Source organism: Rhodanobacter sp. Root480, assembly GCF_001426645.1.
In the GTDB taxonomy this organism is placed as follows: domain Bacteria; phylum Pseudomonadota; class Gammaproteobacteria; order Xanthomonadales; family Rhodanobacteraceae; genus Rhodanobacter; species Rhodanobacter ginsenosidimutans.
In genome coordinates, this window is the sequence record NZ_LMEX01000004.1 from 78,638 (window position 1) to 102,927 (window position 24,290).

The following is a 24,290-nucleotide window of genomic DNA, read 5'->3' on the forward strand; positions in this document are numbered from 1 at the left end:
GCGCACAAAAAACCCGCGCATGAGCGCGGGTTTTTTTATCGCCAGCCGAAGCTGTGCGTGCCGATTACTCGGCGGCAGCAGCAGCAGCGGCGGCAACGGCAGCCTTGTGGGCGGCCTTGATCGCGGCGGCGGCGGCCACGTCTTCCTTGATGCGGGCGGCCTTGCCTTCCAGACCACGCAGGTAATACAGCTTGGCGCCGCGGACCTTGCCCTTGCGCTTCACCGTGACCGACTCGATCGACGGGCTGTGCGCCTGGAACACGCGCTCCACGCCGGTGCCGTGCGAGATCTTGCGCACGGTGAAGGCCGAATGCAGGCCGCGGCTGCGCTTGGCGATGACGATGCCCTCGAACGCCTGGACGCGCTCGCGGTTGCCTTCCTTCACCTTGACGTTGACCACCACGGTGTCGCCAGCGCCGAATTCCGGCAAGGGACGGGTAATCTGCTCGGCTTCGAACTGTTCAATGATCTTGTTCATGGCAACACCTGTGTATTTTCAATAACTGCGGTCAATCATCGACCGCTTCGTTTTGTCGCGACAGCGCCTGGCTGGCGTGTTCGCGGCGGAATTCATCCAGCAACGCACGGGAGGTCTTGTCCAGTACGCAGCGTGACAACAAGTCGGGGCGGCGCAACCAGGTTCGTCCCAGCGACTGCTTCAGGCGCCAGCGGGCAATTGCCGCATGGTCACCGGAAAGCAGCACCTCCGGTACGGTACCCAGTGCGTCCTGCACCGGTTTTGCATAGTGCGGGCAGTCGAGCAGGCCATTGGCGAATGAATCCTGCTCGGCTGACAGCGCGTCGTTCAATGCGCCTTCCTGCAAGCGACCCACCGCGTCGATGATGACCGCCGCCGCCAGCTCGCCGCCGGACAGTACATAGTCGCCGATGGAAAGCTCTTCGTCGACCTCGTGCGCCAGCAACCGCTCGTCCACACCTTCATAACGTCCACAAAGCAGGGCGATTCGCGGCATTTTCGCCAGCGCCTCCACCCTGCCCTGCGTCAGCCGCGGTCCCTGCGGGCTGAGGTAAATCACATGCGCCGGTTCCGGCGCCGCGCCGCGCACAGCCGCCAGGGTGGCGCGCAACGGCTCGATCATCATCACCATGCCGGGGCCGCCGCCGTACGAGCTGGCGTCCACGGTACGGTGGCGGTCGCTGGTGTAGTCGCGCGGGTTCCAGGCTTCCACCTGCAGCAACTGCCGCTGCTGCGCGCGTCCCACCACACCGACCGCGGCACACTGGCGCACGAAGTCGGGAAACAGGCTGACGACATCGATACGCATGAATCCTTGCCCTCTGCCGCCTGGTCCCCGGCTTTCAATCCGGCGACCTTTCGATCCGGCGATGTCAGAACTCGGGATCCCAGTCCACCACCATGCGCCCTGCGGACAAGTCCACCGATCGCACATACGAGCCCTGGACGAAGGGAATCAGCCGCTCGCGCGTGCCGTCCCTCACCACCACCACGTCGTTGGCGCCGGTGGCGAACAGGTGACTGACCCGCCCCAGCGACACATCTTCCATGGTGACCACCTCGAGTCCTTCGAGGTCGACCCAGTAATACTCACCTTCGGCTGGCGGCGGCAACTGATCGCGGCTGACGTAGATGTCGCTGCCGATCAACGCCGCTGCCTGCTCACGGTCATCGACACCCGGCAGTTGGGCCACCATGCCCTTGCCTTGTTCGCGACCCTTGACACCGCTGACCTGCGTTTCCACGCCGGGCGCTGCACTGAGCAGCCACGGCTGGTAATCGAAGATCCGCATGCGCGGCTCAGCCCAGGATTCGATCTTGAGCCAGCCCTGCACGCCATACAGCCCGACGATGCGCCCGATCAGGACGCGCCGACCGGCTGCCGTCACGCTCAGGCAGCCTGCTGCAGCTTGCCCGCTTCCTTGACCAGCGCGGCGACCTTGTCGGACAGCTGGGCGCCCTTGCCCACCCATTCGTTGACGCGATCGACGTTCAGCTCAAGGCGCTTGTCCTTGCCCGACGCAACCGGGTTGTAGAAACCCACGCTCTCGATGTTGCGACCGTCGCGCTTGTTGCGCTGATCGGTCACCACAACGTGGTAGAACGGACGGCCCTTGGCGCCACCGCGCGAAAGACGAATCTTGACCATAGTAAAACTCCAGAGTTGCCGCACCATGCGGCAGCGGCACGGGAACCGTGCGCGGTAAACGGGGCATTTTAGAGGGGGAATGGGGAAAAGGGAATAGGGAACGGGAAAAGCCCCTTCCCTGCGTCATCAGCGCATCGGCGGCAAACCGCCCATCCCGCCCATGCCCTTCATCGCGCCGCGCATCTGCCGCATCAGGCCCTTGCTGCCGCCCTTGGACAGCTTGGACATCATCTTTTCCATCTGCATGTACTGCTTCAGCAGGCGGTTGACGTCAGCCGGCTGGGTGCCGGAGCCGCGCGCCACACGGGCGCGGCGCGAGCCATTCAGCAGATCGGGATGGCGACGCTCCTTCTTGGTCATCGAGCAGATGATGGCGATCATGCGGTTCATCTCGCCGTCGTTGACCTTGGATTTCACGCTGTCCGGCAGGTTGCCCATGCCCGGCAGCTTGTCCATCAGGCCGGCCAGGCCGCCCATGTTGCCCATCTGCTCCAGCTGATCCTTCATGTCGTTGAGGTCGAAGCGCTTGCCCTTCATCACCTTCTGGGCCAGCTTCTGCGCCTTGTCCTGATCGACCTTGCGCTCGACCTCCTCCACCAGCGACAACACATCGCCCATGCCCAGGATGCGCTGGGCCAGGCGGTCGGGGTGGAACGGTTCCAGCGCGTCGGTCTTCTCGCCCGCGCCAAGGAACTTGATCGGCCGGCCGGTGACATAACGCACCGACAAAGCCGCACCGCCGCGGGCATCGCCGTCGGTCTTGGTGAGGATCACGCCGGTCAGCGGCAAGGCATCGCTGAACGCCTTGGCGGTGTTGGCCGCGTCCTGGCCGGTCATGGAATCGACCACGAACAGGGTTTCGACCGGGGTGATCGCGGCGTGCAGCGCCTTGATCTCGGCCATCATCGCCTCGTCCACGTGCAGGCGGCCGGCGGTGTCGACGATCAGCACGTCCACCACCTCGCGCCGAGCCGCAGCGACCGCCGCCTTGGCGATGGCGACCGGGTCCTGGCCTGCGTCGGAGGGGAAGAAGCTCACCCCGACCTGACCGGCCAGGGTGCGCAACTGCTCGATGGCGGCGGGACGGTAGACGTCGCAGCTGACCACCATCACCTTTTTCTTCTTGCGCTCGGTCAGCAGCCGCGCCAGCTTGGCCACCGTGGTGGTCTTGCCCGCGCCCTGCAGGCCGGCCAGCAACACCACGGCGGGTGGCTGCTGGGCAAGGTTCAGCTCCGTGTTGGCGCTGCCCATCACCGTGGTCAGCTCGTCGCTGACCACCTTGATCAGCGCCTGGCCGGGCGACAGGCTCTTCATCACGTCCTGGCCCACCGCGCGCACCTTGATCCGCTGGATCAGGGCCTGCACCACGGGCAACGCCACATCTGCTTCCAGCAGGGCGATGCGTACCTCGCGCAGCGATTCGCGGATGTTTTCCTCGGTCAGCCGGCCACGGCCGCGCAGACGGTTGACGGTGGTGGAAAGGCGTTGGCTGAGCGATTCGAACATGATGAGGGCACGAGCTGGGGCTAGCCCGCAAATATACCAGACACGTCCGCCGCTCCCGGCCCGACCTTGTCGATGCGCATGCCCGGAAGCATGCGCGGAGCCCCTGCTGCACTCGCCCATGCCGTGTGCGACACTTCACGGCTATGTCCGTCCATATGCTCGCGCTGCTTGCTGTCGTGCTCTACCTCGCTGCAGCGGGCGGGTTGGCGCGCCCGTTGCTGAGCGGCGGACAGCCACTCAACCGGCTTGCCTTGTGCCTGGCGGGGGCGGCCGTGCTGCTGCACGCAGGCATCTTGCTGGGCATACACCGCGGCGCGCTGGACCTGCATTTTTTCGCATCGCTCTCGCTGGTGGCCTGTGTCGTGGCCGCGCTGACGCTGCTGGTGAACCTGTCTCGCCCGGTGGCGGCGCTGGGCGTGGTGGTGTTTCCGCTGGCGGCGTCGTTCCTGTTCCTGGATGGTTTCGTGGCGGCGCCCACGGCGCCGCTGCAGATGGACTGGCCGATCAAGCTGCATGTGACGCTGGCCTTGCTGGCCTTCAGCGTGTTGTCGATCGCGGCCGTGCTGGCGATCCTGCTGGCGGTGCAGGAACGCGCGCTGCGCGCCCGGCATTTCGGCAACTGGCTGCGTGCACTGCCGCCGTTGACGCAAACCGAGGCCTTGATGTTCCGCTTGATCGCCGGCGGTTTCGCGCTGTTGACCGTGGCCCTGCTCAGCGGCGCGCTGTTCATCGAAAACATCCGCGCCCAGCATCTCGTCCATACGACAGTGCTGTCGGTGTTCGCCTGGCTGGTGTTCGGCACCCTGCTGCTGGGCCGCTGGCGCCAGGGCTGGCGCGGTACCCGCGCGGTCAATCTCACCCTGATCGGCATGACCGTGCTGGCGCTGGCGTTCTTCGGCAGCAAGGCGGTGCTGGAGCTGGTCCTGCACCGGAATATCTGACATGGCGGCAGCGCAATTCGTGGTGACGTTGTCGTGCCCGGATCGCCCGGGCATCGTGGCGGCGGTATCCGGCCATCTCGCGGCGCAGGGCAACAACATCCTGGAAGCGCAGCAATTCGACGACACCGACACGGGTCGCTTTTTCATGCGCATCGTGTTCGAGGCGCTGGCCGCCGATGCCACGCTGGCCGGGCTGCAGGCCGCCTTCACCCCGATCGCCGAGCGCTTCGACATGCAGTGGCAGCTGCGCGACCGCAGCGAACGGCGACGCGTGCTGTTGCTGGTGTCGAAGTTCGACCACTGCCTGGCCGACGTGTTGTACCGCTGGCGCACCGGCGAGCTGTCGATGGATATCGCCGGCATCGTCGCCAACCATCCGCGCGAGACGTATCGCCACCTCGACCTCGACGCCATCCCGTTCCACTACCTGCCCGCCGACCGCAACCACAAGGCCGCGCAGGAGGCGTTGCTGTGGCAGGTGATCGAGCAGAGCCAGTGCGATCTGGTGGTGCTTGCCCGCTACATGCAGGTGCTGTCGGATGAGCTGACCACGAAGCTGGCCGGCCGCTGCATCAATATCCACCACTCCTTCCTGCCCGGTTTCAAGGGCGCCCGGCCGTACCACCAGGCGCACCGGCGCGGGGTCAAGTTGATCGGCGCCACCACGCATTTCGTCACCGCCGAGCTGGACGAAGGCCCGATCATCGAGCAGGACATCGAGCGCGTCACCCATCGCGATACCGCCGAGGACATGATCCGCATCGGCCGCGATATCGAGCGCCGCGTGCTGGCGCGCACCCTGCGTCACTACCTCGACGACCGCATCCTGCTCAACGGCAGCAAGACGGTGGTGTTCACCTCTTAGGAGCCTGCCGGGCGCGGCGCGGACGCGGCCCGGTCGGTCATCCCGCTGCACGCACCGGTTGCGCGCGGTTTGTGCATCGCACTATATTGCAGGCTATCGCACTAACGCATTAATACATTGCGGCTCGGCGATGCCTGCCTTCCGACACTTCTTCCCGGGGAATCCTTGATGTCCTTCATCCATGAGACGCTGACGCGCCTGCGCAAGAGCAGTCCGGCGCAAACCGAGTTTTACCAGGCTGCCGGCGAAATTCTGGAATGTCTGCAGCCGCTGCTGGACGCCGAGCCGCGCTACCGCCAGCACAACATCATCGAGCGCATCGTGGAGCCGGAGCGGCAGATCTTCTTCCGGGTTTGCTGGACCGACGACGCCGGCAAGGTGCAGGTCAACAAGGGCTATCGCGTGCAATTCAGCTCGGCACTGGGCCCGTACAAGGGCGGCCTGCGTTTCCACCCGTCGGTCAACGCCAGCATCATCAAGTTCCTGGGCTTCGAGCAGATCTTCAAGAACGCCCTTACCGGCTTGTCCATCGGCGGCGCCAAGGGCGGTTCGGATTTCGACCCCAAGGGCAAATCCGACGCCGAGGTGATGCGCTTCTGCCAGTCCTTCATGAACGAGCTGTACCGCCACATCGGCCCGACCACCGACGTACCCGCCGGCGACATCGGCGTGGGCACGCGCGAAATCGGCTATCTCTATGGCCAGTACAAGCGCCTCACCGGCCACTACGAGGGCGTGCTGACCGGCAAGGGACTGAACTGGGGCGGCTCGCTGGGGCGCAAGGAAGCCACCGGCTACGGCACGGTCTATTTCGCGCAGCACATGCTGCAGGCGCGCGGTGAGGATTTCGAGGGCAAGGTGTGCCTGGTGTCCGGCGCCGGCAACGTGGCGATCTACACCATCGAGAAGCTGTACCAGTTGGGTGCGCGGCCGATCACCTGCTCCGATTCGCTGGGCACGATCCACCACCCGGCCGGCATCAACCTGGAAACGCTGAAGCTGCTGAAGGAGGTCAAGCGCGCCTCGTTGAGCGAGTACACGGCACACCACCCCGACGCCACCTATATCCCGCGCGGCGATTACCCCGACGACGGCCATGCCGTATGGCGGATCAAGGCGGATGCCGCGTTCCCCTCGGCCACGCAGAACGAGGTCACCGCCGCCGATGCCAGGGCGCTGCTGGCCAACGGCGTCACCTGCATCGCCGAAGGCGCCAACATGGGCTCCACCGCCGACGCCATCGACGTGCTGCTGGCAAGCAAGATCGCCTACGGCCCGGGCAAGGCGGCCAATGCGGGCGGTGTCGCCACCAGCCAGCTGGAAATGGCGCAGAACAGCGGCATGCAGCAATGGACCATGGAACGGGTCGACGGCAAGCTGCATGAGATCATGTCAGGCATCTACCAGAGCTGCACCGCCGCCGCCGAGGAATTCGGCCAGCCGCACAATCTGGTGCTGGGCGCCAACATCGCCGGCTTCCGCAAGGTCGCCGACGCGATGATCGATCAAGGCGTGTATTGAAGAAGCCGGGATTAGGGATTAGGGATTAGGGATTAGGGATTCGACAAAGCATCGTGCGCCAGCGCGATGTCTGTGGGAGCGGCTTCAGCCGCGATGCTTCTGCTCTGGATTGGTGGAGAGCATCGCGACTGAAGTCGCTCCTACACAAGCTTCAGCGGCAGGCGTCGATCGCTTCGCTGAGGCGTTCGACGCCGATCACCTGCATGTCGCCCACCTTGCCCTTCTTCGGCGCGTTGGCCTTGGGCACGATCGCCTGGCGGAAGCCGTGATGCGCCGCTTCCTTCAGGCGCTCCTCGCCATTGGGCACCGGGCGGATCTCACCCGACAAACCGACTTCGCCAAAGGTGATCATGTGCTCCGGCAGCGGCCGGTCGCGCAGGGATGACAGCACCGCCAACAGCACCGGCAGGTCGGCCGCGGTTTCCTGCACGCGGATGCCGCCCACCACGTTGACGAACACGTCCTGGTCATAGGCGGCCACGCCCCCGTGCCGGTGCAGCACCGCCAGCAGCATCGCCAGCCGGTTCTGTTCCAGCCCCAGCGTGACGCGGCGCGGATTGCCCAGCGACGATTGGTCGACCAGCGCCTGCACTTCCACCAGCAGCGGCCGGGTGCCCTCGCGCGTCACCATCACTGCGCTGCCCGGGGTAGGACCCGCATGCGATGAGAGGAAGATCGCCGACGGATTGGGCACCTCGCGCAGGCCCTTGTCCGACATCGCGAACACGCCCAGCTCGTTGACCGCGCCGAAGCGGTTCTTGAACGCACGCAGCACGCGGAAGCGCGAACCCGATTCGCCCTCGAAATACAGCACCGCGTCGACCATGTGCTCCAGCACGCGCGGGCCGGCGATACCGCCCTCCTTGGTGACGTGGCCGACCAGGAACACGCTGGTGCCGGTCTCCTTGGCGAAGCGGGTGAGCTTGGCCGCCGACTCGCGCACCTGCGACACCGAACCGGGCGCGGCGGTCAGCAGCTCGGTCCAGATGGTCTGGATCGAATCGATCACCAATACCCGCGGCCGCGTCGTCAACGCCTGTTCCAGGATCCGCTCGATGCAGGTCTCGGCCAGCGCCTGCAACGGCGCCAGCGGCAGGTCCAGCCGCTGCGCGCGGGAAGCTACCTGTGACAGCGATTCCTCACCGGTGACATACACGCTGGGCAGGTGCGCGCCCAGCGTGCCCAGCATCTGCAGCAGCAAGGTCGACTTGCCGATGCCCGGATCGCCGCCGATCAACACCACCGAACCCTGCACCAGGCCACCACCCAACACCCGGTCCAGCTCGCCGATGCCCGTCAGCGTGCGCGCCTCGGTGGTCAGCGCCACCTCGGTCAGCGGTGTGATCTTGGCGGAGCCAGCCGCATGACCGGCGTAATTGGAGCGCTGCGCGCCCGCCGACACGGCCGCCGCGGGCGATGAGGGCGCCAGCACCACCGCACTGAGCGTGTTCCACACACCGCACTCCACACACTGGCCCTGCCACTTGCTGTGCTCGGCACCGCAATCGGTGCAAACGTAGGCGGTCTTGGCTTTGGCCATGCGGAATCCAGCGGTGTAGTGAGGCGTTGAAGCTTAGACGGCAGTCATCGCAGACGGCGAGACACCATGACGGGGATGCTTGTAGGTTTTCGCCGCGCGTGGTTGGCGCTGGCGCTTCGAAAGGTGTGGCACCCCCTCACCCCAACCCTCTCCCCGCGCTGCACCCGGGGAAGAGGGAGCGAAGCAGCCCTTCCGAATCCCGAATCCCGGCTTTCAACAGACGAATGTCTGGTCATCCCGAATCCCGAATCACCCATCCCGGCCCTAATCAAAACTCCCCACGAACGAATCCGCCGCGTAATTTTCGAACTTCGTGTAGTGACCCAGGAAGGTCAGCTTGCAGGTGTCGGTGGGGCCGTTGCGTTGTTTGCCGATGATGATCTCGGCCATGCCTTTGTCTGGCGATTCCTTGTTGTAGTAGTCATCGCGGTAGATGAACATGATCACGTCGGCGTCCTGCTCGATGGCGCCGGATTCGCGCAGGTCGGACATCATCGGGCGCTTGTCGGCGCGCTGCTCCAGCGAGCGGTTCAGCTGCGACAGGGCGATCACCGGCACGTTCAGCTCCTTGGCCAGACCCTTCAGCGAGCGCGAGATTTCGGAGATCTCGGTGGCGCGGTTTTCCTTGTTGCCGGGCACCTGCATCAACTGCAGGTAATCGATCACGATCAGGCCCAAGCCGCCATGCTCGCGGTGCAGGCGGCGCGCGCGCGAACGCAGCTCCACCGGTGACAGGCTGGGCGTGTCGTCGATGAAGATCTTCGCCTCGGACAGGATCGCGATAGCGTTGGAAACCCGCGGCCAGTCCTCCTCTTCCAGATCGCCGTTGCGCAGGTGCTGCTGGTGGATGCGGCCGATCGAGGAGATCAGGCGAAACGCCAGCTGCGAAGCGGACATTTCCATCGAGAACACCACCACCGCCTTCTTGCTGCGCAGCGCGGCGGTCTCGGCGATGTTCAGCGCAAACGCGGTCTTGCCCATCGACGGGCGCGCGGCCACGATGATCAGGTCCGAGGGCTGCAGGCCCGACGTGAGGTTGTCCAGATCGGTGAAGCCGGTGGTGATGCCGGTCAGCTGGCCGCGGTTCTCGTAGCGCTCGGTGAGCAGGCGGAAGGCGTCCTTCACCGCCTCGCGCATGGAGACGGAATCCTTCTTGCCGCGCGCACCGGATTCGGCGATGTGGAACACGCGCTGTTCGGCGCTTTCCAGTACCTCCTGCACGCTCTTGCCCTCGGGCCGGTAGCCGTCCTCGGTGATCGAGGTGCCCGCGTCGATCAGCTGCCGCATCACCGACTTCTCGCGCACGATCTCGGCGTAGGCAGCGATGTTGGCGGCGCTGGGCGTGCTGTTGGCCAGTTCGATCAGGTAACTGGCGCCGCCGACCATCTCGGCCAGCCCGTTGCTCTCGAACCAGTCGCCCAGGGTCACCGCATCGCAGGGCATGCCCTTGTTCGCCAATTCGTTGATGGCGCGCCAGATCAGGCGATGATCCTTGCGGTAGAAATCCATTTCCGCCAGCCGGTCGGCCACCTTATCCAGCGCATCGGGCGCCAGCATCAGCCCGCCCAGCACCGCCTGTTCGGCGTCGATGGAATGCGGCGGCACGCGCAGCGCCTCGACGGCGGTGGAAGGCGATTTGCGCTCGGGAACGAAGGACATCGATTTACCTCGGAAAATACCCCACGACCGGTGCGCAACGCGCCGACACCTCGCGGATGGACATACCTACCATCATGCGCGGCGACGTCTCAGCCGTCGAGACAACAACTCTGTGGAAAACCTGTGGGTTGTTGTGGATAAGAGCGGGAGGATGGTGGTCCGGTTTCCGCGGGCAGGTTGAACGCAGCGTGCGGCGAAAGCCGAGGCATACCCTTCGACTCCGCCGCTGCGCGGCTACGCTCAGGGAGAACGGTGGGGTTTCGCGGCACTTTGCGATTCCCTATTCCCCATTCCCAAAAAAAACAGGCGCCTTGCGGCGCCCGTTTTTCTTCACAGCAACAACGCTTACTTGTCGCTGACGACAATCACCTTGACGGTGGTCTGCACGTCGGCGTGCAGGCTGATCACCACGTCGTACTCGCCGGTGTTGCGAAGCGGGCCTTCGCCCAGAATCACTTCACCCTTGTGGACGTCGTTGCCGGCGGCGGTCAGCGCCGCGGCGATATCGCGCGGGCCGACCGAGCCGAACAGCTTGCCTTCGGCGCTGGCGTGGGCGCCGATCGTGACCGAGGCCTCGGCCAGCTTCGCCTTGCGCGCTTCGGCTTCGCTCAACATGGTGTTGGCCTTGGCCTCGTACTCGGCACGACGCTGCTCGAACGCTTCCAGGTTGGCGGCGTTGACGCGTACGGCCTTGCCCTGCGGCAGGAGGAAGTTGCGGCCATAGCCCGGCTTCACGGTGACCTTGTCGCCAAGGTTGCCGAGATTGCGGACTTTCTGCAGAAGAATGAGTTCCATGGGAATTCCTGTTCGTTAGCACCGGTGTGGCCCGGCGCAGCCAGAGGACGGGTGTCCGAATTTCGGGAATGGGGAATGGAGAATAGGGAATGGGAAAAGCGGCGCTACGGAGCAACCGATTCCCTATTCCCGATTCCCTATTCCCCCGACGTCATCAGACGTCGTGGTTGTCGGTGTACGGCAGCAGCGACAGGAAGCGGGCGCGCTTGATCGCGGTGGCCAGCTGGCGCTGGTAGCGCGCCTTGGTGCCGGTGATGCGGCTGGGAACGATCTTGCCGTTCTCGGTGACGTACTGACGCAGGGTGTTGAGATCCTTGTAGTCGATCTCCTTCACGTCTTCGGCAGTGAAGCGGCAGAACTTGCGGCGGCGGAAAAACTTGGACATGGTCTGGGTTCCTATCAGTCGTCGCTGTCGCGATGGTTGTCGTCGCGGTCACGGCCGCGGCCTTCGCCCTCACCCTCGTCGTCACGGCGACGGGTGGTCTTGGCGTCGTCCTTTTCCTTCGACTTCAGGATGAAGGACGGCTCGGTATCGGCTTCGTCGCGACGCACCACCAGGTGGCGCAGCACGGCATCGTTGAAGCGGAAACCCGACTCCAGTTCGTTCAGCGCGTTCTGGCCAACTTCGATGTTGAGCAGCACGTAGTGCGCCTTGGCCAGGTTCACGATGGGATAGGCCAGCTGACGGCGGCCCCAGTCCTCGAGACGATGGATCTTGCCGCCGTCCGCTTCGATCAGCGACTTGTAGCGCTCGATCATCGCCGGAACCTGTTCGCTCTGGTCAGGGTGGACCAGAAACACGATCTCGTAATGACGCAGGGTCATTGTGGGTTGACTCCTTGTGGATGCGGCCGGATGGCCTCGCAGCCTCCCGCCGTGGCGGTGAGGCAAGTGTGCTGCCCGCCAGAAAGGGCGCGGACAGAAGCGGGATTGTAAGCCGGCGCAGCGGCAACCCGCAAGTCATTGAAGCGCAAGTCGTTGGGAACGAGGCGCGCGCTGCGCCCGCGGCCGGCTCAGCTGACCGTGAAGCTCTCGCCGCAACCGCAGGCGCCGGTGGCGTTGGGGTTGTGGAACACGAAGCTGGCGTTCAGGCCCTGGCGCTGGAAATCGATCACCACGCCCTCGACCAGCGCCACGCTGCTGTCGTTGATGATCAGCGGCAAGCCGTCCACCTCGACCCTCTGGTCGCCGTCACCGACGGTATCGGCCAGGTCCACCACATAGGCGAAGCCGGAGCAGCCGGTGCGTTTGACCCCGAAGCGCACGCCGGCAGCGGCGGGCGTACTGGCCAGGAAATGGCGCATGCGTTCGTTGGCGGCGGGGGTGATGGTGATGCTCATGGTGCGACAAGACCTCGGACTGGCGCCCGGACATTCGCGGCCCGGGCAATGCCTACATTATCATGGTGGTTTGGCGCGCGCCGGCCGGCGCCGCCGCTTTCCACCCTTGCACCCAGATGCGGTGCCCGCCCAGGAGTTTCAATCGATGGCCGCAGTCAGCCCCAGCATTTGCAGCGTGAAACAGGCGCTGTCCGGCGCGATCGACGCGGGCAGCGCGGTCACCGTGCGCGGCTGGGTGCGTACGCGACGCGATTCCAAGGCCGGGCTGTCGTTCGTCAATGTCACCGACGGCTCCTGCTTCGACCCGATCCAGGCGGTGGTGCCGGCCACGCTGGGCAACTACGACAGCGAGATCAAGCACCTCACCGCCGGCGCGGGCGTGATCGTCAGCGGCACGCTGGTGCCGTCGCAGGGCAAGGGGCAGAAGTTCGAGATCCAGGCCAGCGAAGTGATCGTCACCGGCCTGGTCGACGATCCGGAAACCTACCCGATCCAGCCCAAGCAGCACTCGATGGAGTTCCTGCGCGAGGTCGCCCACCTGCGTCCGCGCACCAACCTGTTCGGCGCGGTGACCCGGGTGCGCCACACGATGATGACGGCGATCCACCGCCATCTCACCGAACAGGGCTTCTTCTGGATCAATACGCCGATCATTACCACCTCGGATGCGGAAGGCGCCGGCGACATGTTCCGGTTGTCCACGCTGGATCTGGCCAATCTGCCGCGCACGCCGGACGGCAAGATCGATTTCCGCAAGGATTTCTTCGGCCGTGAGGCGTTCCTCACCGTGTCCGGCCAGCTCAACGTGGAGGCGTATTGCCTGGCGATGAGCAAGGTCTACACCTTCGGCCCCACCTTCCGCGCCGAAAACTCCAACACCCCGCGCCACTTGGCCGAGTTCTGGATGGTGGAGCCGGAAATCGCCTTTGCCGACCTCAACGCCGATGCCGATTGCGCCGAGGGTTTCCTGAAGGCGATCTTCAAGGCGGTGCTGGACGAGCGCGCCGACGACATGGCGTTCTTCGCCGAGCGCGTGTTGCCGGAGGCGATCAGCCGCATCGAGGCATTCATCGCCCAGCCGTTCGAGCGCATCGACTACACCGACGCCATTGCCATCCTGAAGAAATCCGGGCAGAAGTTCGAATACCCGGTGGAATGGGGCGTGGACCTGCAGACCGAGCACGAGCGCTACCTGGCCGAGAAACATATCGGCCGCCCCGTGGTCGTAATGAATTACCCCGAGGCGATCAAGGCGTTCTACATGCGCTTGAACGATGACGAGAAAACCGTGGCGGCGATGGACGTGCTGGCGCCGGGCATCGGCGAGATCATCGGCGGCGCCCAGCGCGAGGAGCGGCTGGATTACCTCGACCGCCGCATGCAAAAGTTCAACCTCGATGCCACCACGTATGGCTGGTACCGCGACCTGCGCCGCTACGGCACCGTGCCGCATGCGGGCTTCGGCCTCGGCTTCGAACGCCTGCTGGTGTATGTGTGCGGCCTGGCCAACATCCGCGATGCCATCCCCTTCCCGCGTGCGGCGGGGCTGGCGGAATTCTGAGTAACGACTGGCCATGACCCATCGATTGCCCCTGCTGCTTGCCTTGTTCCTCGGCGTCCTGCTGGCCGGTTGCCACAGCGTGAAAACGCTGCTGCCGCCCAACCTCCGGCCGTCGACGGATACCGGCAACACCCGTGACGAAGCGATGCAACGCCTGCTGCAGGCGACCCCGTGCTGCAGCAGTTTTGCCGACTTTTCCTACCAGCGCATGCTGCCGTGGCAGCCGCAGAAATTCACGCTGGGCAGCGGCGGCATGGTGGCCAACCTCAACGGCGCGCACAGTTATTTCCTGGCGTTCCGACTGCCAGCGGACGCCAAGCTGCCGTACCGGGTAGCGCTTAAATCCGAATTGAACGGTCGCTGGCTGCACAGCAGCTATCTGTTTGCACCGACCATCGTGCTGCTGGATGGCGGCTTCCAGCCGATCCGCTCCAAGGACATCGACCTGTGCGAACACATGGGCTGGGGCGAGGAAACCACCGGCGCGTTTGGCAGCCTGGAAGTAGGCAGCGACAAGGCGCGCTACCTGCTGGTCTACAGCTCTGCCGCGCAGCAGTCCGGGCAGACCTACTGGGAACAATCACCCGCCGCCTTCAGCACCAAGGCCACCTTGAACATGAACTCCGCCGGCAGCTTCAGCGTGCCGCACGGGCCGGACGGCACGCTGTGGGTCGGCATGATGAACACCACCTATGCCAAGGCCATAGACAACGCGATCTGCAAGAAGGCGCCCGAGGGCAACGGCGTGTTGAGCACCTTGCGCACCGCGTTGCCCACGCCATGGAGCCATGACGCTGGCGACAGCAACCACGGTGACAATGGCGATCGGGCCCGCAGCCCGTGATCGTCCTCTATCTCGGTTTGCTGCTCGCCGGCGTCGCGCTGTTCGTGCTCTCGTACGCCGCCCATTTCCGGGTGGCTGCCTTGCTGCGCCAGCGCTACCCGCAGCAGTGGAAAATCATCGCCGAACCGGAAAACGGCAAGGCCGGCGCGATGCGCACCTGGATGCGCATGCAATACGCGCTGCGCTCGCCCGCCCTGCCGGCGCTGGAAGACGCATCCATCAACCGCTGGCGCGCCATCTGGCGTTACAGCCCCTGGCTGGGCTGGTTGTGCTGGCTTGGCGCGCTGGCGATGCGTCTGTTGCTGCATTAAGGCGACGCTGATTAAGTATCACCGCCGTCACCCACCCTCTCTGTTCGCAGACCACAGCACAGGACCGTCGGCGAAGGCAGACTGGCCGTCTGTCGAGGCGGCGGGCCGAAGGTGTGCGGACAGAGAGGATGGGCCTCAACCGGTTGAATTTGAAATGATGAGGTGATGACTGGAAGGCCCGCAGGCGATGCCGCGCGGCTTGGCAAGACGGCCAGTCTTGCCGGCGCCACGCAACACCACCTGCGGGCCTTCCAGTCATCATGACGGCGGCGATACTTAATCAGCGTCGCCTTAATCGACGGGCGTTCCGCGCCCCGAGGGAGAACGCCGATGCAACTTGATCTGACGGGACGCCACGCACTGGTTTGCGGCGCATCGCAAGGCATCGGCCGCGCCTGCGCCATCGAGCTGGCGCTGCTGGGCGCCGACGTGACGGTGTTGGCGCGGCGCGCCGATGTGCTGGCTGCGCTGGCGAACGAACTGCCGCGCAGCCACGCCGCGCAACGACACGGTTTCCTGGTCGCCGACGTGGCCGATACCGACACGCTGCGCCGCCAGGCCGACGAGCTGGTGGCAGCGCATCCGGTGCACATCCTCATCAACAACAGCGGTGGTCCACCGCCGGGTGACATCGCCACCGCCGAACCGGCCGCCTTTCTCGATGCCTACCGCCGGCACCTGCTGGCCAACCACACGCTGGCGCAGGCCGTGTTGCCCGGCATGCGTGCGGCAGGCTGGGGCCGCATCGTCAACATCATCTCCACCTCGGTGAAGGAGCCGATCGCGGGCATCGGCGTATCGAACGCCACGCGTGGCGCGGTGGCGAACTGGGCCAAGACGCTGGCGGGCGAAGTGGCCGCCGACGGCATCACCGTCAACAACGTGTTGCCCGGCTCCACCGATACGCCGCGCATTGCGCAGATCGTGGCGGCAAAAGCGCAGGCCAGCGGCCGCAGCACGCGCGACGTGCAGCAGGCGATGGCGGCGGCGATCCCGATGGGCCGCTTCGCCGACCCCGCCGAAACCGCCGCGGCGGTGGCCTTTCTGGCCTCGCCCGCCGCCAGCTACATCACCGGTATCAACCTGCCGGTGGACGGTGGTCGCACCCGCTCGCTGTAGCGGAAAAATGCCCTGATGCCGCGGCTTCACGGCCGTTGCATACGCCCGCGTTCGGTGCAATTGCGGGCCGCTGGACGTAAGCTTGGCGGATGCCATCGCTGCAATTAGCCAATCTGATCGACGGTCGCCTGCAGGCACCGCTCATCGATCGATGGCTGGATGTGCACGAGCCGGCCACCGGCCAGGTGTTCGCCCGATGCCCCGATTCCGATGCGCGTGACGTCGACGCCGCCGTGGCGGCGGCCGGCGCGGCTGCGCCGGCATGGGCCGCCACCCCGATCGAGCAGCGCGCCGCCCTGCTGTTGCGACTGGCCGCATTGATCGAGGCACGGCTGGAGGAATTCGCCGTGCTGGAATCGCGCGACAGCGGCAAGCCCGTGGCGCTGGCCCGTCGCCTGGACATCCCCCGCGCGGTCAGCAACCTGCGCCACTTCGCCGCCGCCATCACGGCGTGGGGCAGCGAATCGCACGCCATGGAAAGCGGCGTGCCGGGCAGCGGCGCCATCAACTACACCTTGCGCCAGCCACTGGGCGTGGTCGCCTGCATCAGCCCGTGGAACCTGCCGCTGTACCTGTTCAGCTGGAAGATCGCGCCCGCGCTGGCGGCCGGCAATACGGTGGTGGCCAAACCCTCGGAAATCACGCCCTGCACCGCCGCGCTTCTGGGCGAGCTGAGCATCGAGGCGGGCTTTCCTGCCGGCGTGCTGAACATCGTGCACGGTCGCGGCCCCACCGTGGGCCAGGCGCTGGTCGAACATCCGCAGGTCCGCGCGATCTCCTTCACCGGCAGCACCGCCACCGGCGCGGCGATCGCTGCCGCCGCGGCGCCGCAGTTCAAGAAGGTGTCGCTGGAGATGGGCGGCAAGAATCCGGCCATCGTGTTCGCGGACGCCGATCTGTCGGACGCCAACATGGACACCATCGTGCGCTCGGGCTTCGCCAACCAGGGCGAAATCTGCCTGTGCGGCTCGCGCTTGCTGGTGCAGCGATCGATCTACGACGGGTTCCGCAGCCGCTATCTGGCGCGCGTCCAGGCGCTGCGCGTGGGCGACCCGGATGACGCGGACAGCGACCTGGGCGCGATGGTCTCGAAGGCCCACCACGACAAGGTGCTGGGCTGCATCGCGCAGGCCCGCGCAGAAGGCGGCCGCGTGCTCTGCGGCGGTGATGCTGTGCGGCTGCCCGGCCGCTGCGCCGAAGGCTGGTTCATCGCGCCCACGGTGATCGAAGGGCTGGGAAACGCTACGGCGACGAACCAGCAGGAAATCTTCGGCCCGGTGGTGAGTCTGATCCCGTTCGAGGATGAAGCCGAGGCGCTGGCGATCGCCAACGACAGCCACTACGGCCTGGCGGCCTCGCTGTGGACGCAGGATTTGTCGCGCGCACATCGGCTGGCCGGCGCGCTGGCCTTCGGCATCGTCTGGATCAATTGCTGGCTGTTGCGCGACCTGCGTACGCCGTTCGGCGGCATGGGCCAATCGGGCCTGGGCCGCGAAGGCGGCAACGACGCGCTGCACTTCTTCACCGAGCCCAAAAACATCTGCATACACTTTTGAACACTGCACAGGACCATCGATGAACTCACTGAAAGATCTGCTCGCCAGCAACCGGCGCTGGGCCGCGAACGTCACCGCCCAGGAACCGGACTTCTTCGAGAAGCTGGCGCAACAGCAGGCACCGAAATACCTGTGGATCGGCTGCTCCGACTCGCGCGTGCCGGCCACCCAGATCGTGGACCTGCCACCGGGCGAGATCTTTGTCCACCGCAACGTGGCCAACGTGGTGGTGCACACCGACCTCAACGCACTGAGCACCATCCAGTTCGCGGTGGACGTGCTCAAGGTCAAGCACATCCTGGTGGTGGGCCATTACGGCTGCGGTGGCGTGGGTGCGGTGCTCAAGCAGTCGCACCTGGGCCTGATCGACAACTGGCTGCGACACATCGACGACATCGCGATGAAGCACACCGACAAGCTCGACTCCGCCGAGGCCTTCGCGATACGCCATGCGCGCCTGTGCGAACTGAACGCGATCGAGCAAGCGCTCAACGTGTGCCGCACCACGGTGGTACGCGAGGCCTGGGATCGCGGCCAGGAACTGGCGGTGCACGCCTGGATCTACGGCCTGGACGACGGCTGCATCCAGGACCTGGGCCTCGATGTGCGCGGGCACGAGCAATCGCGCGAGTCCTACGAGCGCTCGCTGGTGAACCTGGCCGAGCGCTGGAAAGCCCCCGCGTGAGCGGCATCGTACGCACCGACACCGCACCCGCGCCCGTCGGTGCGTACCCGCACGCGCGACGTGTCGGCAACCTGCTGTTCCTGTCCGGCGTGGGGCCACGCCAGCCGGGCGACAATGTCATACCGGGCAACGTCCACGATGCGGCCGGGCAGCTGACCGGCTACGACTTCGAAGCGCAGTGCCACCAGGTGTTCGCCAACGTGCGCGCCGTACTGGAAGCTAGTGGCGCAGCCTGGACCGACCTGGTCGACGTCACCGTGTTCCTCACCGACATGGAACGTGACTTCGCCGCGTACAACCGCCTCTACGCGGAATACTTCGCCGGCGTGGACGCCTGCCGCACCACGCTGGGCGTCACCTCCCTGCCCACGCCCATCGCCATCGAACTGAAGTGCGTGGCCGCGATCGGCGCATCCGCGCCCTGAACCATCCGTCGCTGACGACTTACGCCAGGCAGATCCGCAGCAGTTTCTCGATCAGCTGCTGCACCGCCGGCGCCTTCGCCTCGTCGTAGGCGAACGTCTGCTCGTCCATGTAGTGACGCTGCGCCAGCTCCAGTTGCACCGCCTGCACGCCGCTTGCCGGGGCACCGTAATGGCGGGTGATGTAGCCACCCTTGAAGCGCCCATTGACCGCCACGCTGAAGCACGTTTGTGCGGCCAGGCATGCTTCCAGCGACGCCTGCAACGCGGCATCGCAACTGGCGCCGGCGGCCGTGCCGAGGTTGAAATCCGGCAAGCGGCCTTCGAACAGCATCGGCACCTCGCTGCGGATCGAGTGGCCTTCCCACAGCACCACGCGGCCGTGCGCCGCGTGCAACCGCGCCAGCTCGTCGGCCAGCGCCTGGTGATAGGGGCGCCAGTAGTCATCGATGCGTTGTTGCACTTCCGCCGCATCGACCGGCTCGGCCACGGTGTACAGCGGTTCGCCATCGAAGCCGATCAACGGCACCAAGCCGGTTTCGCGCTGACCCGGGTACAGCGCATGGCCATCGGCGGGGCGATTGAGGTCGACCACGTAACGCGACGCCAGCGGGCGCAACACGCTGGCGTCCAGCACCTGCGCCAGCGGTTCGTACAACCGCCCCACGTGCCAGTCGGTATCCGGCGAACGGTGCGCCGATGGCCGCATGCGCGCGGTGATGGCGGGGGGAATGAAACTGCTGTCGTGCGGCAGGCTGATCAGCAGCGGCACGCGGCCGCGACGCAAGGTAAAAGTGTCCATGGCCGCCATGGTACTCAACGCATCAACACCAGTTCTTCCGCCGAAGTGGGATGGATCGCCAGCGTGGCGTCCAGGTCGCGCTTGCGCAAACCCGCCTTCAACGCCACGGCAAACCCCTGCAGCATCTCGTCCGCGCCGGGGCCCAACGCGTGGATGCCGACCACACGCTCCTCGGCACCCACGCAGACCAGCTTCATCAGGCTCTGCCCCTGCTCGCCGGCCAGTGCCCATTGCATCGGCGTGAAGCGGCTGCGATAGACCACCACCTGATCGCCGTGATGCCGGCGCGCCTGCGCCTCGGTCATGCCCACCGTGCCCAGCGGCGGCTTGCTGAACAGCACGCTGGGAATGTTCCCGCCATCGAACTGCGCATCGGGCTGGCCACCGAACAGGCGATCCGCGAGATGGCGGCCCGCCGCCACGGCGACCGGCGTCAGCGCCCTGTCGGTGCTGGCGTCGCCGATCGCCAGGATGCCCTCCACGCTGGTTTTCTGCCGCGCGTCGACCCGCACGCGACCCCGCTCGTCGGTATCGACACCCACGGCCGCCAGGCCCAGGTCGTCGGTATTGGGCACGCGGCCCACCGCCCACAACAGCGCGTCAAAGGGGCCGAGCACGCCGGCCGGTGCGTCGTCCAGCAGGATGCCGGCGTCCGTGCGGCGAGCCGCCGTCACGTCGGTGTTGTAGTGCACGTCAATGCCCTGCGCGTGCATGTGCACCGCCAGCGCCTGCACCAGTTCGTCGTCGAAACCCTGCAGCAGTCGTTCGCGCGCCAGCACCGTCACTTCGCTGCCCAGTGCCTGCAGCAGGCCGGCAAACTCCACCGCGATGTAGCCGCCGCCCACGATCGCGACGCGGCGCGGGCAGGTCGACAGCGCAAAGACATCGTCCGACACCATGCCCAGATCGAAACCCGGCAACGACAACGTGCGTGGCCGGCCGCCGGTGGCAATCACGATGTGCGGCGCCTGCAGGCGGGTGCCGTCGGCGAGTTCGACCACGTCCGGCCCGGCAAACCGCGCCCGCTGGCGGAACCGCTGCACGTTCGCCCGCTGCAGCCGCTCGCCGTAGCGCTGCTCGATCCCGTCGATGTAGCGCGCCCGCACTGCGCGAAAACGCGCCCAGTCCAGCGGCCCGGGTTGGGTCGCAAAACCCACCGCGGCGGCGAGCCGCTGCGCCTGCTCCCATTGCGCCGCGAACCACAGCGCCTTCTTCGGCACGCAACCACGATGCACGCAGGTGCCGCCGAGCTCGGCCGGATCGACCAGCGCCACGCGCGCGCCATGCTCCGCGGCGCGAAATGATGTTGCCAGCCCGCCGGAGCCGGCGCCGAACACGATCAAGTCAGGATGGGACGCCATGATGTTTTTCCTGGAAAGATGCAGGAAGTGTCGCCTGCCGGCCGGGATCGTGGCGTCAACGCGATCTCCACGGTAAAAATCCCCCTGGCACCTACGGGGCATCCCGGCCGCACGGAACGACGCGCAATGCTGGCGCGCAGCTTGCCCAACGGGCGTGCCGCGTGCAGGCTCTCGAAAAAGTCCGGAGGCTTGCGCATGCAAATACGCTCGATATCCGCCATCGGCTGCATGGCGTTGCTGGCGGCCGCGCCGCTGTTCGCACAGTCGTTCAGCGCGTCCGAAATCACGTTTTTCCGCACGCTCAACGAGCAGCCGAACGATCTGGCCCGCTACGTCTACGTGCTCAAGGTGATGCCGCAATTCGCACCGCACGAACGACAGCTGGCGATGCAGATGTTCGCCTCGGTCGAGAACGAACTGGGGTTCTACAACGAGGCGGTGCGCGACTTTCCGCTGAAAAGCCACGTGCCGGCCGATACCACGCTGCCAACGACCGACGCATGGAAGGCCGCCAGCGCCGTCGATGTGGTTGCCGGGCTGGCCACCGACCGGCGCATCGTGATGGTCAACGAAGCCCACCACGATGCGCACACGCGCGAGTTGACACTGGCACTGCTGCCACGACTGCGCGCCCTGGGCTTCGATTATTTCGCGGTGGAGGCGCTGAGTGAGGACCGCGACCTGGCCAAACGCGGCTACCCGCTGAAAACCGACGGCAGCGACTACCTGCATGAGCCACTTTACGGCGAGATCGTGCGCCAGGCGCTGCGACTCGGGTTCACCGTGGTCGCCTATGACACCGAGGGCGCCAAGGGTCAGGCGCGCGAAACCGGGCAGGCAAAAAACCTCTACAAGAAGGTTTTTGCGCACGATCCGGCAGCCAAGTTGTTCGTGCACGCGGGTTACGCCCACATCGACAAGGCGCGCGGGCGGCTGGGCGCGATCGATTCGATGGCGATGCGCCTGCAGAAACTGACCGGCCTGGTGCCGCTGTCAGTCGACCAGACCCAGTTTCGCGAACAGATTCCCGCCGAACCGGACGAGGCCTACCAGCAACTGGTGACACGCTTCGAACCGACCGGGCCGACCGCGCTGCTCAACCGCGCCGACGGCCATGCCTGGAGCGCGCACCCCGATCAGTACGATATCAACGTGATCCTGCCGGCCTCGGGCATGGGCGCCGTCGAAAGCGGCTACACCCAAACCTGGACGATGATCCACAACACCACGCGCGCCCTGCCGATGCTGGCGCACGAGGTCAATGCGCAGCGACCGCCATGGCTGACGCTGGACGGCGAGCGACGCCCACTGAACATCAACACCGCGCTGTGCAAGGCGGTCGTGCCCTGTGTCGTCGACGCGCATTATCCGGACGAGCCGGACGACGCCATCGCCGCCGATCGCTACGCCTTCCTGCAGGGCGACACCGTAACCAAGCTCTACCTGCGCCCCGGTCGCTACCGCCTGCGGGCCTGGGGCATCAACGGCAACACGCTGTCCGACAAATTCGTCGAAGTACGGCCGCGTTAGCGATGACGACGGTGGCTGCCGTTCCCGATATCGCAAAATTCGTCTTGTTTCTCACAACTTCCTTCCAAGTGGTTGATTTGATAACCTCGATATCGTTGCCATCGAGGGGCTCCCGTGAATCCTGGGCCAAACGTCTGCCACGCTGCCGCAGCATTGCCATGGCGTGCCGTGCGCTACGGATTGCTGGGCGGCATGGCGTTGCTGCTGATCGCCTGCGCCAGCACACCACACAAACGCCAACCCACCTTCAAGACCTCGCATTCCGCGCTCGCCGACCTGCCGCCGCGCGCGCCGTCGGTGGCCAGCGCGGGCGAGGCCAACGACGTGCTGTTCCGGGCCATCGGCCTCGTCGGCACGCCTTACCGCTGGGGCGGGAATACCCCCGACAGCGGGTTCGATTGCAGCGGGCTGGTCGATTACATCTACCGCGCCGCCACCGGTATTTCCCTGCCGCGCACGTCGCATGCCATGTCCACCATGCAGGGCCGCAAGGTCAACCGCATGACGCAGCTGGCCAGCGGCGACCTGGTGTTTTTCGACATCGGTGGCGCGATCAGCCATGTCGGCGTGTATGTCGGCAAGGGCCGCTTCGTGCACGCGCCCAACAGCGGCGGCACGGTACGCCTGGATGACCTGGACGGGCCGTACTGGGGCGATCATTTCGCCTATGGAAAGCGCTTGCTGGAATGAACCCCACCTTGAATGTGGGAGCGGCTTCAGCCGCGATGCCCTTGTCCCGGGCTTCGAAACGAGAGCATCGCGGCTGAAGCCGCTCCTACAGGAAACCCCAAAAAAAACGGCACCCGCTGGTGCCGTTTTTTTTTGCGGATTGGGGCGACCTCAGGGGCGCCGCGCCAGCTCCGGGTTTTCCTTGGTGACGGGCATCAGGTCCTTCTTCGACACGCCCAGCCACAGCAGGATCGGGCTGGCGACGAAGATGGACGACAAGGTGCCAACCACGATGCCGATCAGCATGGTGATGGCGAAGCCGTGCACCACCGGGCCACCGTAGAAGTACAACGCGCCCATCGTGATACCGGTGAACAGCGAGGTGATGATGGTGCGCGACAAGGTGTTGTTGATCGAGCGGTTGAGGATCTCCTCCGGCTCGGCCTTGCGCGCCAGGCGGAACAGCTCGCGGATGCGGTCGAACACCACCACCTTGTCGTTGATGGAGTAGCCGATCACCGCCAGCACCGAGGCCAGCACGGTCATGTCGAACTCGCGCTGCACCAGCGCCAGGATGCCCAGCGTCACCAGCGTGTCGTGCACTTCGGTGATCACCGCCGCGATCGCGAAGCGGCGTTCGAAGCGGATCCACAGGTAGGCCATGATGCCCAGGATCACGAAGATCGCGGCCACCGTGCCGTCACTGCGCAATTCGGCACCGACTTCCGAGCCCACGTAGTCGCGGCTCTTCAGCTTGGCGTCGGGGCGCGCAGCCTGCAGGGTGCGGGTGACGTCGGCGGCGATGCGGTCCAGGTTGACCTTGCCATCGGCGCTTTGCAAGGCGGCCGGATCATCCTTGGGCTGCATGCGGATCGACACCTCGCGGGTGCCACCCAGGGCCTGCACCACGGCATGGTCGAGGCCGCCCTTTTCCAGCGCCGCGCGCACGTCGGCGATCTCCACCGGCTGGTCGTAGTCCACCACCATCGAGACGCCGCCGGTGAAATCCAGGCCGTAGTTGAGGCCCTTGGTGGCGATCAGCGCCACCGAGGCCACCATCAGGAAAATGGCGATGGCGACGGTGTACTTGCGCATCCCCAGGAAGTGGATGTTGCTGTCGTGATTGAAAATTTCCAT

26 protein-coding genes are annotated in these 24,290 nt (G+C 65.7%); 12 read left to right on the top strand and 14 right to left on the bottom strand.

Going from position 1 to position 24,290, the window contains the following annotated elements:
- Window positions 1-64: 64 nt before the first annotated feature.
- From rplS to ffh, 5 genes are all read right to left on the bottom strand, one after another.
- Window positions 65-478: a 50S ribosomal protein L19 gene (rplS, locus tag ASD22_RS15005; protein WP_056085330.1), complete on the bottom strand. Its 414-nt coding sequence runs from the start codon at window positions 476-478 to the stop codon at window positions 65-67.
- 31 nt (window positions 479-509) lie between these two features.
- The gene (gene trmD, locus ASD22_RS15010) at window positions 510-1,286 is read right to left on the bottom strand and encodes a tRNA (guanosine(37)-N1)-methyltransferase TrmD (protein ID WP_056085332.1); all 777 of its coding nucleotides are present in this window, start codon (window positions 1,284-1,286) and stop codon (window positions 510-512) included.
- Window positions 1,287-1,350: 64 nt separating this feature from the next.
- Entirely contained in the window at window positions 1,351-1,866 is a 516-nt protein-coding gene (gene rimM, locus ASD22_RS15015; protein ID WP_056085334.1) for a ribosome maturation factor RimM, read from the bottom strand.
- Between the two features lie 2 nt (window positions 1,867-1,868).
- Window positions 1,869-2,126: a 30S ribosomal protein S16 gene (rpsP, locus tag ASD22_RS15020; protein ID WP_007080137.1), complete on the bottom strand. Its 258-nt coding sequence runs from the start codon at window positions 2,124-2,126 to the stop codon at window positions 1,869-1,871.
- Window positions 2,127-2,252: 126 nt separating this feature from the next.
- A complete protein-coding gene (gene ffh / locus ASD22_RS15025) occupies window positions 2,253-3,632 on the bottom strand; it encodes a signal recognition particle protein (protein WP_056085336.1) in 1,380 nt (459 codons plus the stop codon).
- A gap of 143 nt (window positions 3,633-3,775) precedes the next feature.
- On the opposite strand from ffh, the gene ccsA reads away from it, so the two are divergent.
- From ccsA to gdhA, 3 genes are all read left to right on the top strand, one after another.
- Window positions 3,776-4,573: a cytochrome c biogenesis protein CcsA gene (gene ccsA / locus ASD22_RS15030; RefSeq protein ID WP_056085338.1), complete on the top strand. Its 798-nt coding sequence runs from the start codon at window positions 3,776-3,778 to the stop codon at window positions 4,571-4,573.
- Between the two features lies 1 nt (window position 4,574).
- Entirely contained in the window at window positions 4,575-5,438 is an 864-nt protein-coding gene (purU, locus tag ASD22_RS15035; RefSeq protein ID WP_056085341.1) for a formyltetrahydrofolate deformylase, read from the top strand.
- A 168-nt stretch (window positions 5,439-5,606) separates the two neighbouring features.
- A complete protein-coding gene (gene gdhA / locus ASD22_RS15040) occupies window positions 5,607-6,959 on the top strand; it encodes an NADP-specific glutamate dehydrogenase (RefSeq protein WP_056085343.1) in 1,353 nt (450 codons plus the stop codon).
- A 151-nt stretch (window positions 6,960-7,110) separates the two neighbouring features.
- Here the strand turns inward: gdhA and radA are convergent, their stop codons facing one another.
- The 6 genes from radA to ASD22_RS15070 all read right to left on the bottom strand — a co-directional run bounded on the left by radA (window position 7,111) and on the right by ASD22_RS15070 (window position 12,293).
- On the bottom strand, window positions 7,111-8,499 hold the full coding sequence (radA, locus tag ASD22_RS15045) for a DNA repair protein RadA (RefSeq protein ID WP_056085346.1): 1,389 nt from the start codon (window positions 8,497-8,499) through the stop codon (window positions 7,111-7,113).
- Window positions 8,500-8,763: 264 nt separating this feature from the next.
- Window positions 8,764-10,158 carry a replicative DNA helicase gene (locus tag ASD22_RS15050; RefSeq protein WP_056085348.1) on the bottom strand — a complete coding sequence of 465 codons (1,395 nt, stop codon included), beginning with the start codon at window positions 10,156-10,158 and terminating at the stop codon, window positions 8,764-8,766.
- 345 nt (window positions 10,159-10,503) lie between these two features.
- Complete coding sequence (rplI, locus tag ASD22_RS15055) at window positions 10,504-10,953, bottom strand: 50S ribosomal protein L9 (RefSeq protein WP_056085349.1); 450 nt, start codon at window positions 10,951-10,953, stop codon at window positions 10,504-10,506.
- A 154-nt stretch (window positions 10,954-11,107) separates the two neighbouring features.
- Entirely contained in the window at window positions 11,108-11,338 is a 231-nt protein-coding gene (rpsR, locus tag ASD22_RS15060; RefSeq protein ID WP_007081973.1) for a 30S ribosomal protein S18, read from the bottom strand.
- 14 nt (window positions 11,339-11,352) lie between these two features.
- Window positions 11,353-11,778: a 30S ribosomal protein S6 gene (gene rpsF, locus ASD22_RS15065; RefSeq protein ID WP_007081974.1), complete on the bottom strand. Its 426-nt coding sequence runs from the start codon at window positions 11,776-11,778 to the stop codon at window positions 11,353-11,355.
- Between the two features lie 188 nt (window positions 11,779-11,966).
- Window positions 11,967-12,293 carry an iron-sulfur cluster assembly accessory protein gene (locus ASD22_RS15070; RefSeq protein ID WP_056085351.1) on the bottom strand — a complete coding sequence of 109 codons (327 nt, stop codon included), beginning with the start codon at window positions 12,291-12,293 and terminating at the stop codon, window positions 11,967-11,969.
- A 145-nt stretch (window positions 12,294-12,438) separates the two neighbouring features.
- Here ASD22_RS15070 and asnS point away from each other — a divergent pair, with 145 nt between their 5' ends.
- From asnS to ASD22_RS15105, 7 genes are all read left to right on the top strand, one after another.
- Complete coding sequence (asnS, locus tag ASD22_RS15075; protein ID WP_056085585.1) at window positions 12,439-13,854, top strand: asparagine--tRNA ligase; 1,416 nt, start codon at window positions 12,439-12,441, stop codon at window positions 13,852-13,854.
- 13 nt (window positions 13,855-13,867) lie between these two features.
- The gene (locus tag ASD22_RS15080; protein ID WP_056085353.1) at window positions 13,868-14,698 is read left to right on the top strand and encodes a MalM family protein; all 831 of its coding nucleotides are present in this window, start codon (window positions 13,868-13,870) and stop codon (window positions 14,696-14,698) included.
- On the top strand, window positions 14,695-15,009 hold the full coding sequence (locus ASD22_RS15085; RefSeq protein WP_056085355.1) for a hypothetical protein: 315 nt from the start codon (window positions 14,695-14,697) through the stop codon (window positions 15,007-15,009). The genes ASD22_RS15080 and ASD22_RS15085 overlap by 4 nt, the downstream gene beginning before the upstream one ends.
- 330 nt (window positions 15,010-15,339) lie before the next feature.
- Complete coding sequence (locus ASD22_RS15090) at window positions 15,340-16,128, top strand: SDR family oxidoreductase (protein WP_056085357.1); 789 nt, start codon at window positions 15,340-15,342, stop codon at window positions 16,126-16,128.
- A gap of 89 nt (window positions 16,129-16,217) precedes the next feature.
- A complete protein-coding gene (locus ASD22_RS15095; RefSeq protein ID WP_200946379.1) occupies window positions 16,218-17,684 on the top strand; it encodes an aldehyde dehydrogenase in 1,467 nt (488 codons plus the stop codon).
- A gap of 19 nt (window positions 17,685-17,703) precedes the next feature.
- Window positions 17,704-18,369 (top strand): carbonate dehydratase, encoded by a 666-nt coding sequence (gene can, locus ASD22_RS15100; RefSeq protein WP_056085359.1) that lies wholly within the window; start codon window positions 17,704-17,706, stop codon window positions 18,367-18,369.
- The gene (locus tag ASD22_RS15105) at window positions 18,366-18,794 is read left to right on the top strand and encodes a Rid family hydrolase (RefSeq protein WP_056085360.1); all 429 of its coding nucleotides are present in this window, start codon (window positions 18,366-18,368) and stop codon (window positions 18,792-18,794) included. The genes can and ASD22_RS15105 overlap by 4 nt, the downstream gene beginning before the upstream one ends.
- Window positions 18,795-18,813: 19 nt before the next feature.
- Here the strand turns inward: ASD22_RS15105 and hutG are convergent, their stop codons facing one another.
- Both hutG and gorA read right to left on the bottom strand, forming a co-directional pair.
- A complete protein-coding gene (hutG, locus tag ASD22_RS15110; RefSeq protein WP_056085587.1) occupies window positions 18,814-19,593 on the bottom strand; it encodes an N-formylglutamate deformylase in 780 nt (259 codons plus the stop codon).
- Between the two features lie 14 nt (window positions 19,594-19,607).
- Window positions 19,608-20,954: a glutathione-disulfide reductase gene (gene gorA / locus ASD22_RS15115; protein ID WP_056085363.1), complete on the bottom strand. Its 1,347-nt coding sequence runs from the start codon at window positions 20,952-20,954 to the stop codon at window positions 19,608-19,610.
- 195 nt (window positions 20,955-21,149) lie between these two features.
- Between gorA and ASD22_RS15120 the strand changes: the two genes are divergently transcribed.
- Both ASD22_RS15120 and ASD22_RS15125 read left to right on the top strand, forming a co-directional pair.
- A complete protein-coding gene (locus ASD22_RS15120) occupies window positions 21,150-22,484 on the top strand; it encodes a hypothetical protein (RefSeq protein ID WP_056085588.1) in 1,335 nt (444 codons plus the stop codon).
- A 192-nt stretch (window positions 22,485-22,676) separates the two neighbouring features.
- Window positions 22,677-23,174, top strand: coding sequence for a C40 family peptidase (locus tag ASD22_RS15125; protein ID WP_235577676.1), 498 nt, complete (start codon window positions 22,677-22,679; stop codon window positions 23,172-23,174).
- A gap of 150 nt (window positions 23,175-23,324) precedes the next feature.
- On the opposite strand, the gene secF is transcribed toward ASD22_RS15125, so the two are convergent.
- On the bottom strand, window positions 23,325-24,290 hold the full coding sequence (gene secF / locus ASD22_RS15130; RefSeq protein WP_056085365.1) for a protein translocase subunit SecF: 966 nt from the start codon (window positions 24,288-24,290) through the stop codon (window positions 23,325-23,327).

Coding starts and splice junctions, on each gene's coding strand:
- rplS (WP_056085330.1), bottom strand. CDS start 478: ATGAACAAGATCATTGAACAGTTCGAAGCCGAGCAGATTACCCGTCCC.
- trmD (WP_056085332.1), bottom strand. CDS start 1,286: ATGCGTATCGATGTCGTCAGCCTGTTTCCCGACTTCGTGCGCCAGTGT.
- rpsP (WP_007080137.1), bottom strand. CDS start 2,126: ATGGTCAAGATTCGTCTTTCGCGCGGTGGCGCCAAGGGCCGTCCGTTC.
- ffh (WP_056085336.1), bottom strand. CDS start 3,632: ATGTTCGAATCGCTCAGCCAACGCCTTTCCACCACCGTCAACCGTCTG.
- ccsA (WP_056085338.1), top strand. CDS start 3,776: ATGTCCGTCCATATGCTCGCGCTGCTTGCTGTCGTGCTCTACCTCGCT.
- purU (WP_056085341.1), top strand. CDS start 4,575: ATGGCGGCAGCGCAATTCGTGGTGACGTTGTCGTGCCCGGATCGCCCG.
- gdhA (WP_056085343.1), top strand. CDS start 5,607: ATGTCCTTCATCCATGAGACGCTGACGCGCCTGCGCAAGAGCAGTCCG.
- radA (WP_056085346.1), bottom strand. CDS start 8,499: ATGGCCAAAGCCAAGACCGCCTACGTTTGCACCGATTGCGGTGCCGAG.
- ASD22_RS15050 (WP_056085348.1), bottom strand. CDS start 10,158: ATGTCCTTCGTTCCCGAGCGCAAATCGCCTTCCACCGCCGTCGAGGCG.
- rplI (WP_056085349.1), bottom strand. CDS start 10,953: ATGGAACTCATTCTTCTGCAGAAAGTCCGCAATCTCGGCAACCTTGGC.
- rpsR (WP_007081973.1), bottom strand. CDS start 11,338: ATGTCCAAGTTTTTCCGCCGCCGCAAGTTCTGCCGCTTCACTGCCGAA.
- rpsF (WP_007081974.1), bottom strand. CDS start 11,778: ATGACCCTGCGTCATTACGAGATCGTGTTTCTGGTCCACCCTGACCAG.
- ASD22_RS15070 (WP_056085351.1), bottom strand. CDS start 12,293: ATGAGCATCACCATCACCCCCGCCGCCAACGAACGCATGCGCCATTTC.
- asnS (WP_056085585.1), top strand. CDS start 12,439: ATGGCCGCAGTCAGCCCCAGCATTTGCAGCGTGAAACAGGCGCTGTCC.
- ASD22_RS15080 (WP_056085353.1), top strand. CDS start 13,868: ATGACCCATCGATTGCCCCTGCTGCTTGCCTTGTTCCTCGGCGTCCTG.
- ASD22_RS15090 (WP_056085357.1), top strand. CDS start 15,340: ATGCAACTTGATCTGACGGGACGCCACGCACTGGTTTGCGGCGCATCG.
- ASD22_RS15095 (WP_200946379.1), top strand. CDS start 16,218: ATGCCATCGCTGCAATTAGCCAATCTGATCGACGGTCGCCTGCAGGCA.
- can (WP_056085359.1), top strand. CDS start 17,704: ATGAACTCACTGAAAGATCTGCTCGCCAGCAACCGGCGCTGGGCCGCG.
- hutG (WP_056085587.1), bottom strand. CDS start 19,593: ATGGACACTTTTACCTTGCGTCGCGGCCGCGTGCCGCTGCTGATCAGC.
- gorA (WP_056085363.1), bottom strand. CDS start 20,954: ATGGCGTCCCATCCTGACTTGATCGTGTTCGGCGCCGGCTCCGGCGGG.
- ASD22_RS15120 (WP_056085588.1), top strand. CDS start 21,150: ATGCAAATACGCTCGATATCCGCCATCGGCTGCATGGCGTTGCTGGCG.
- ASD22_RS15125 (WP_235577676.1), top strand. CDS start 22,677: ATGGCGTTGCTGCTGATCGCCTGCGCCAGCACACCACACAAACGCCAA.
- secF (WP_056085365.1), bottom strand. CDS start 24,290: ATGGAAATTTTCAATCACGACAGCAACATCCACTTCCTGGGGATGCGC.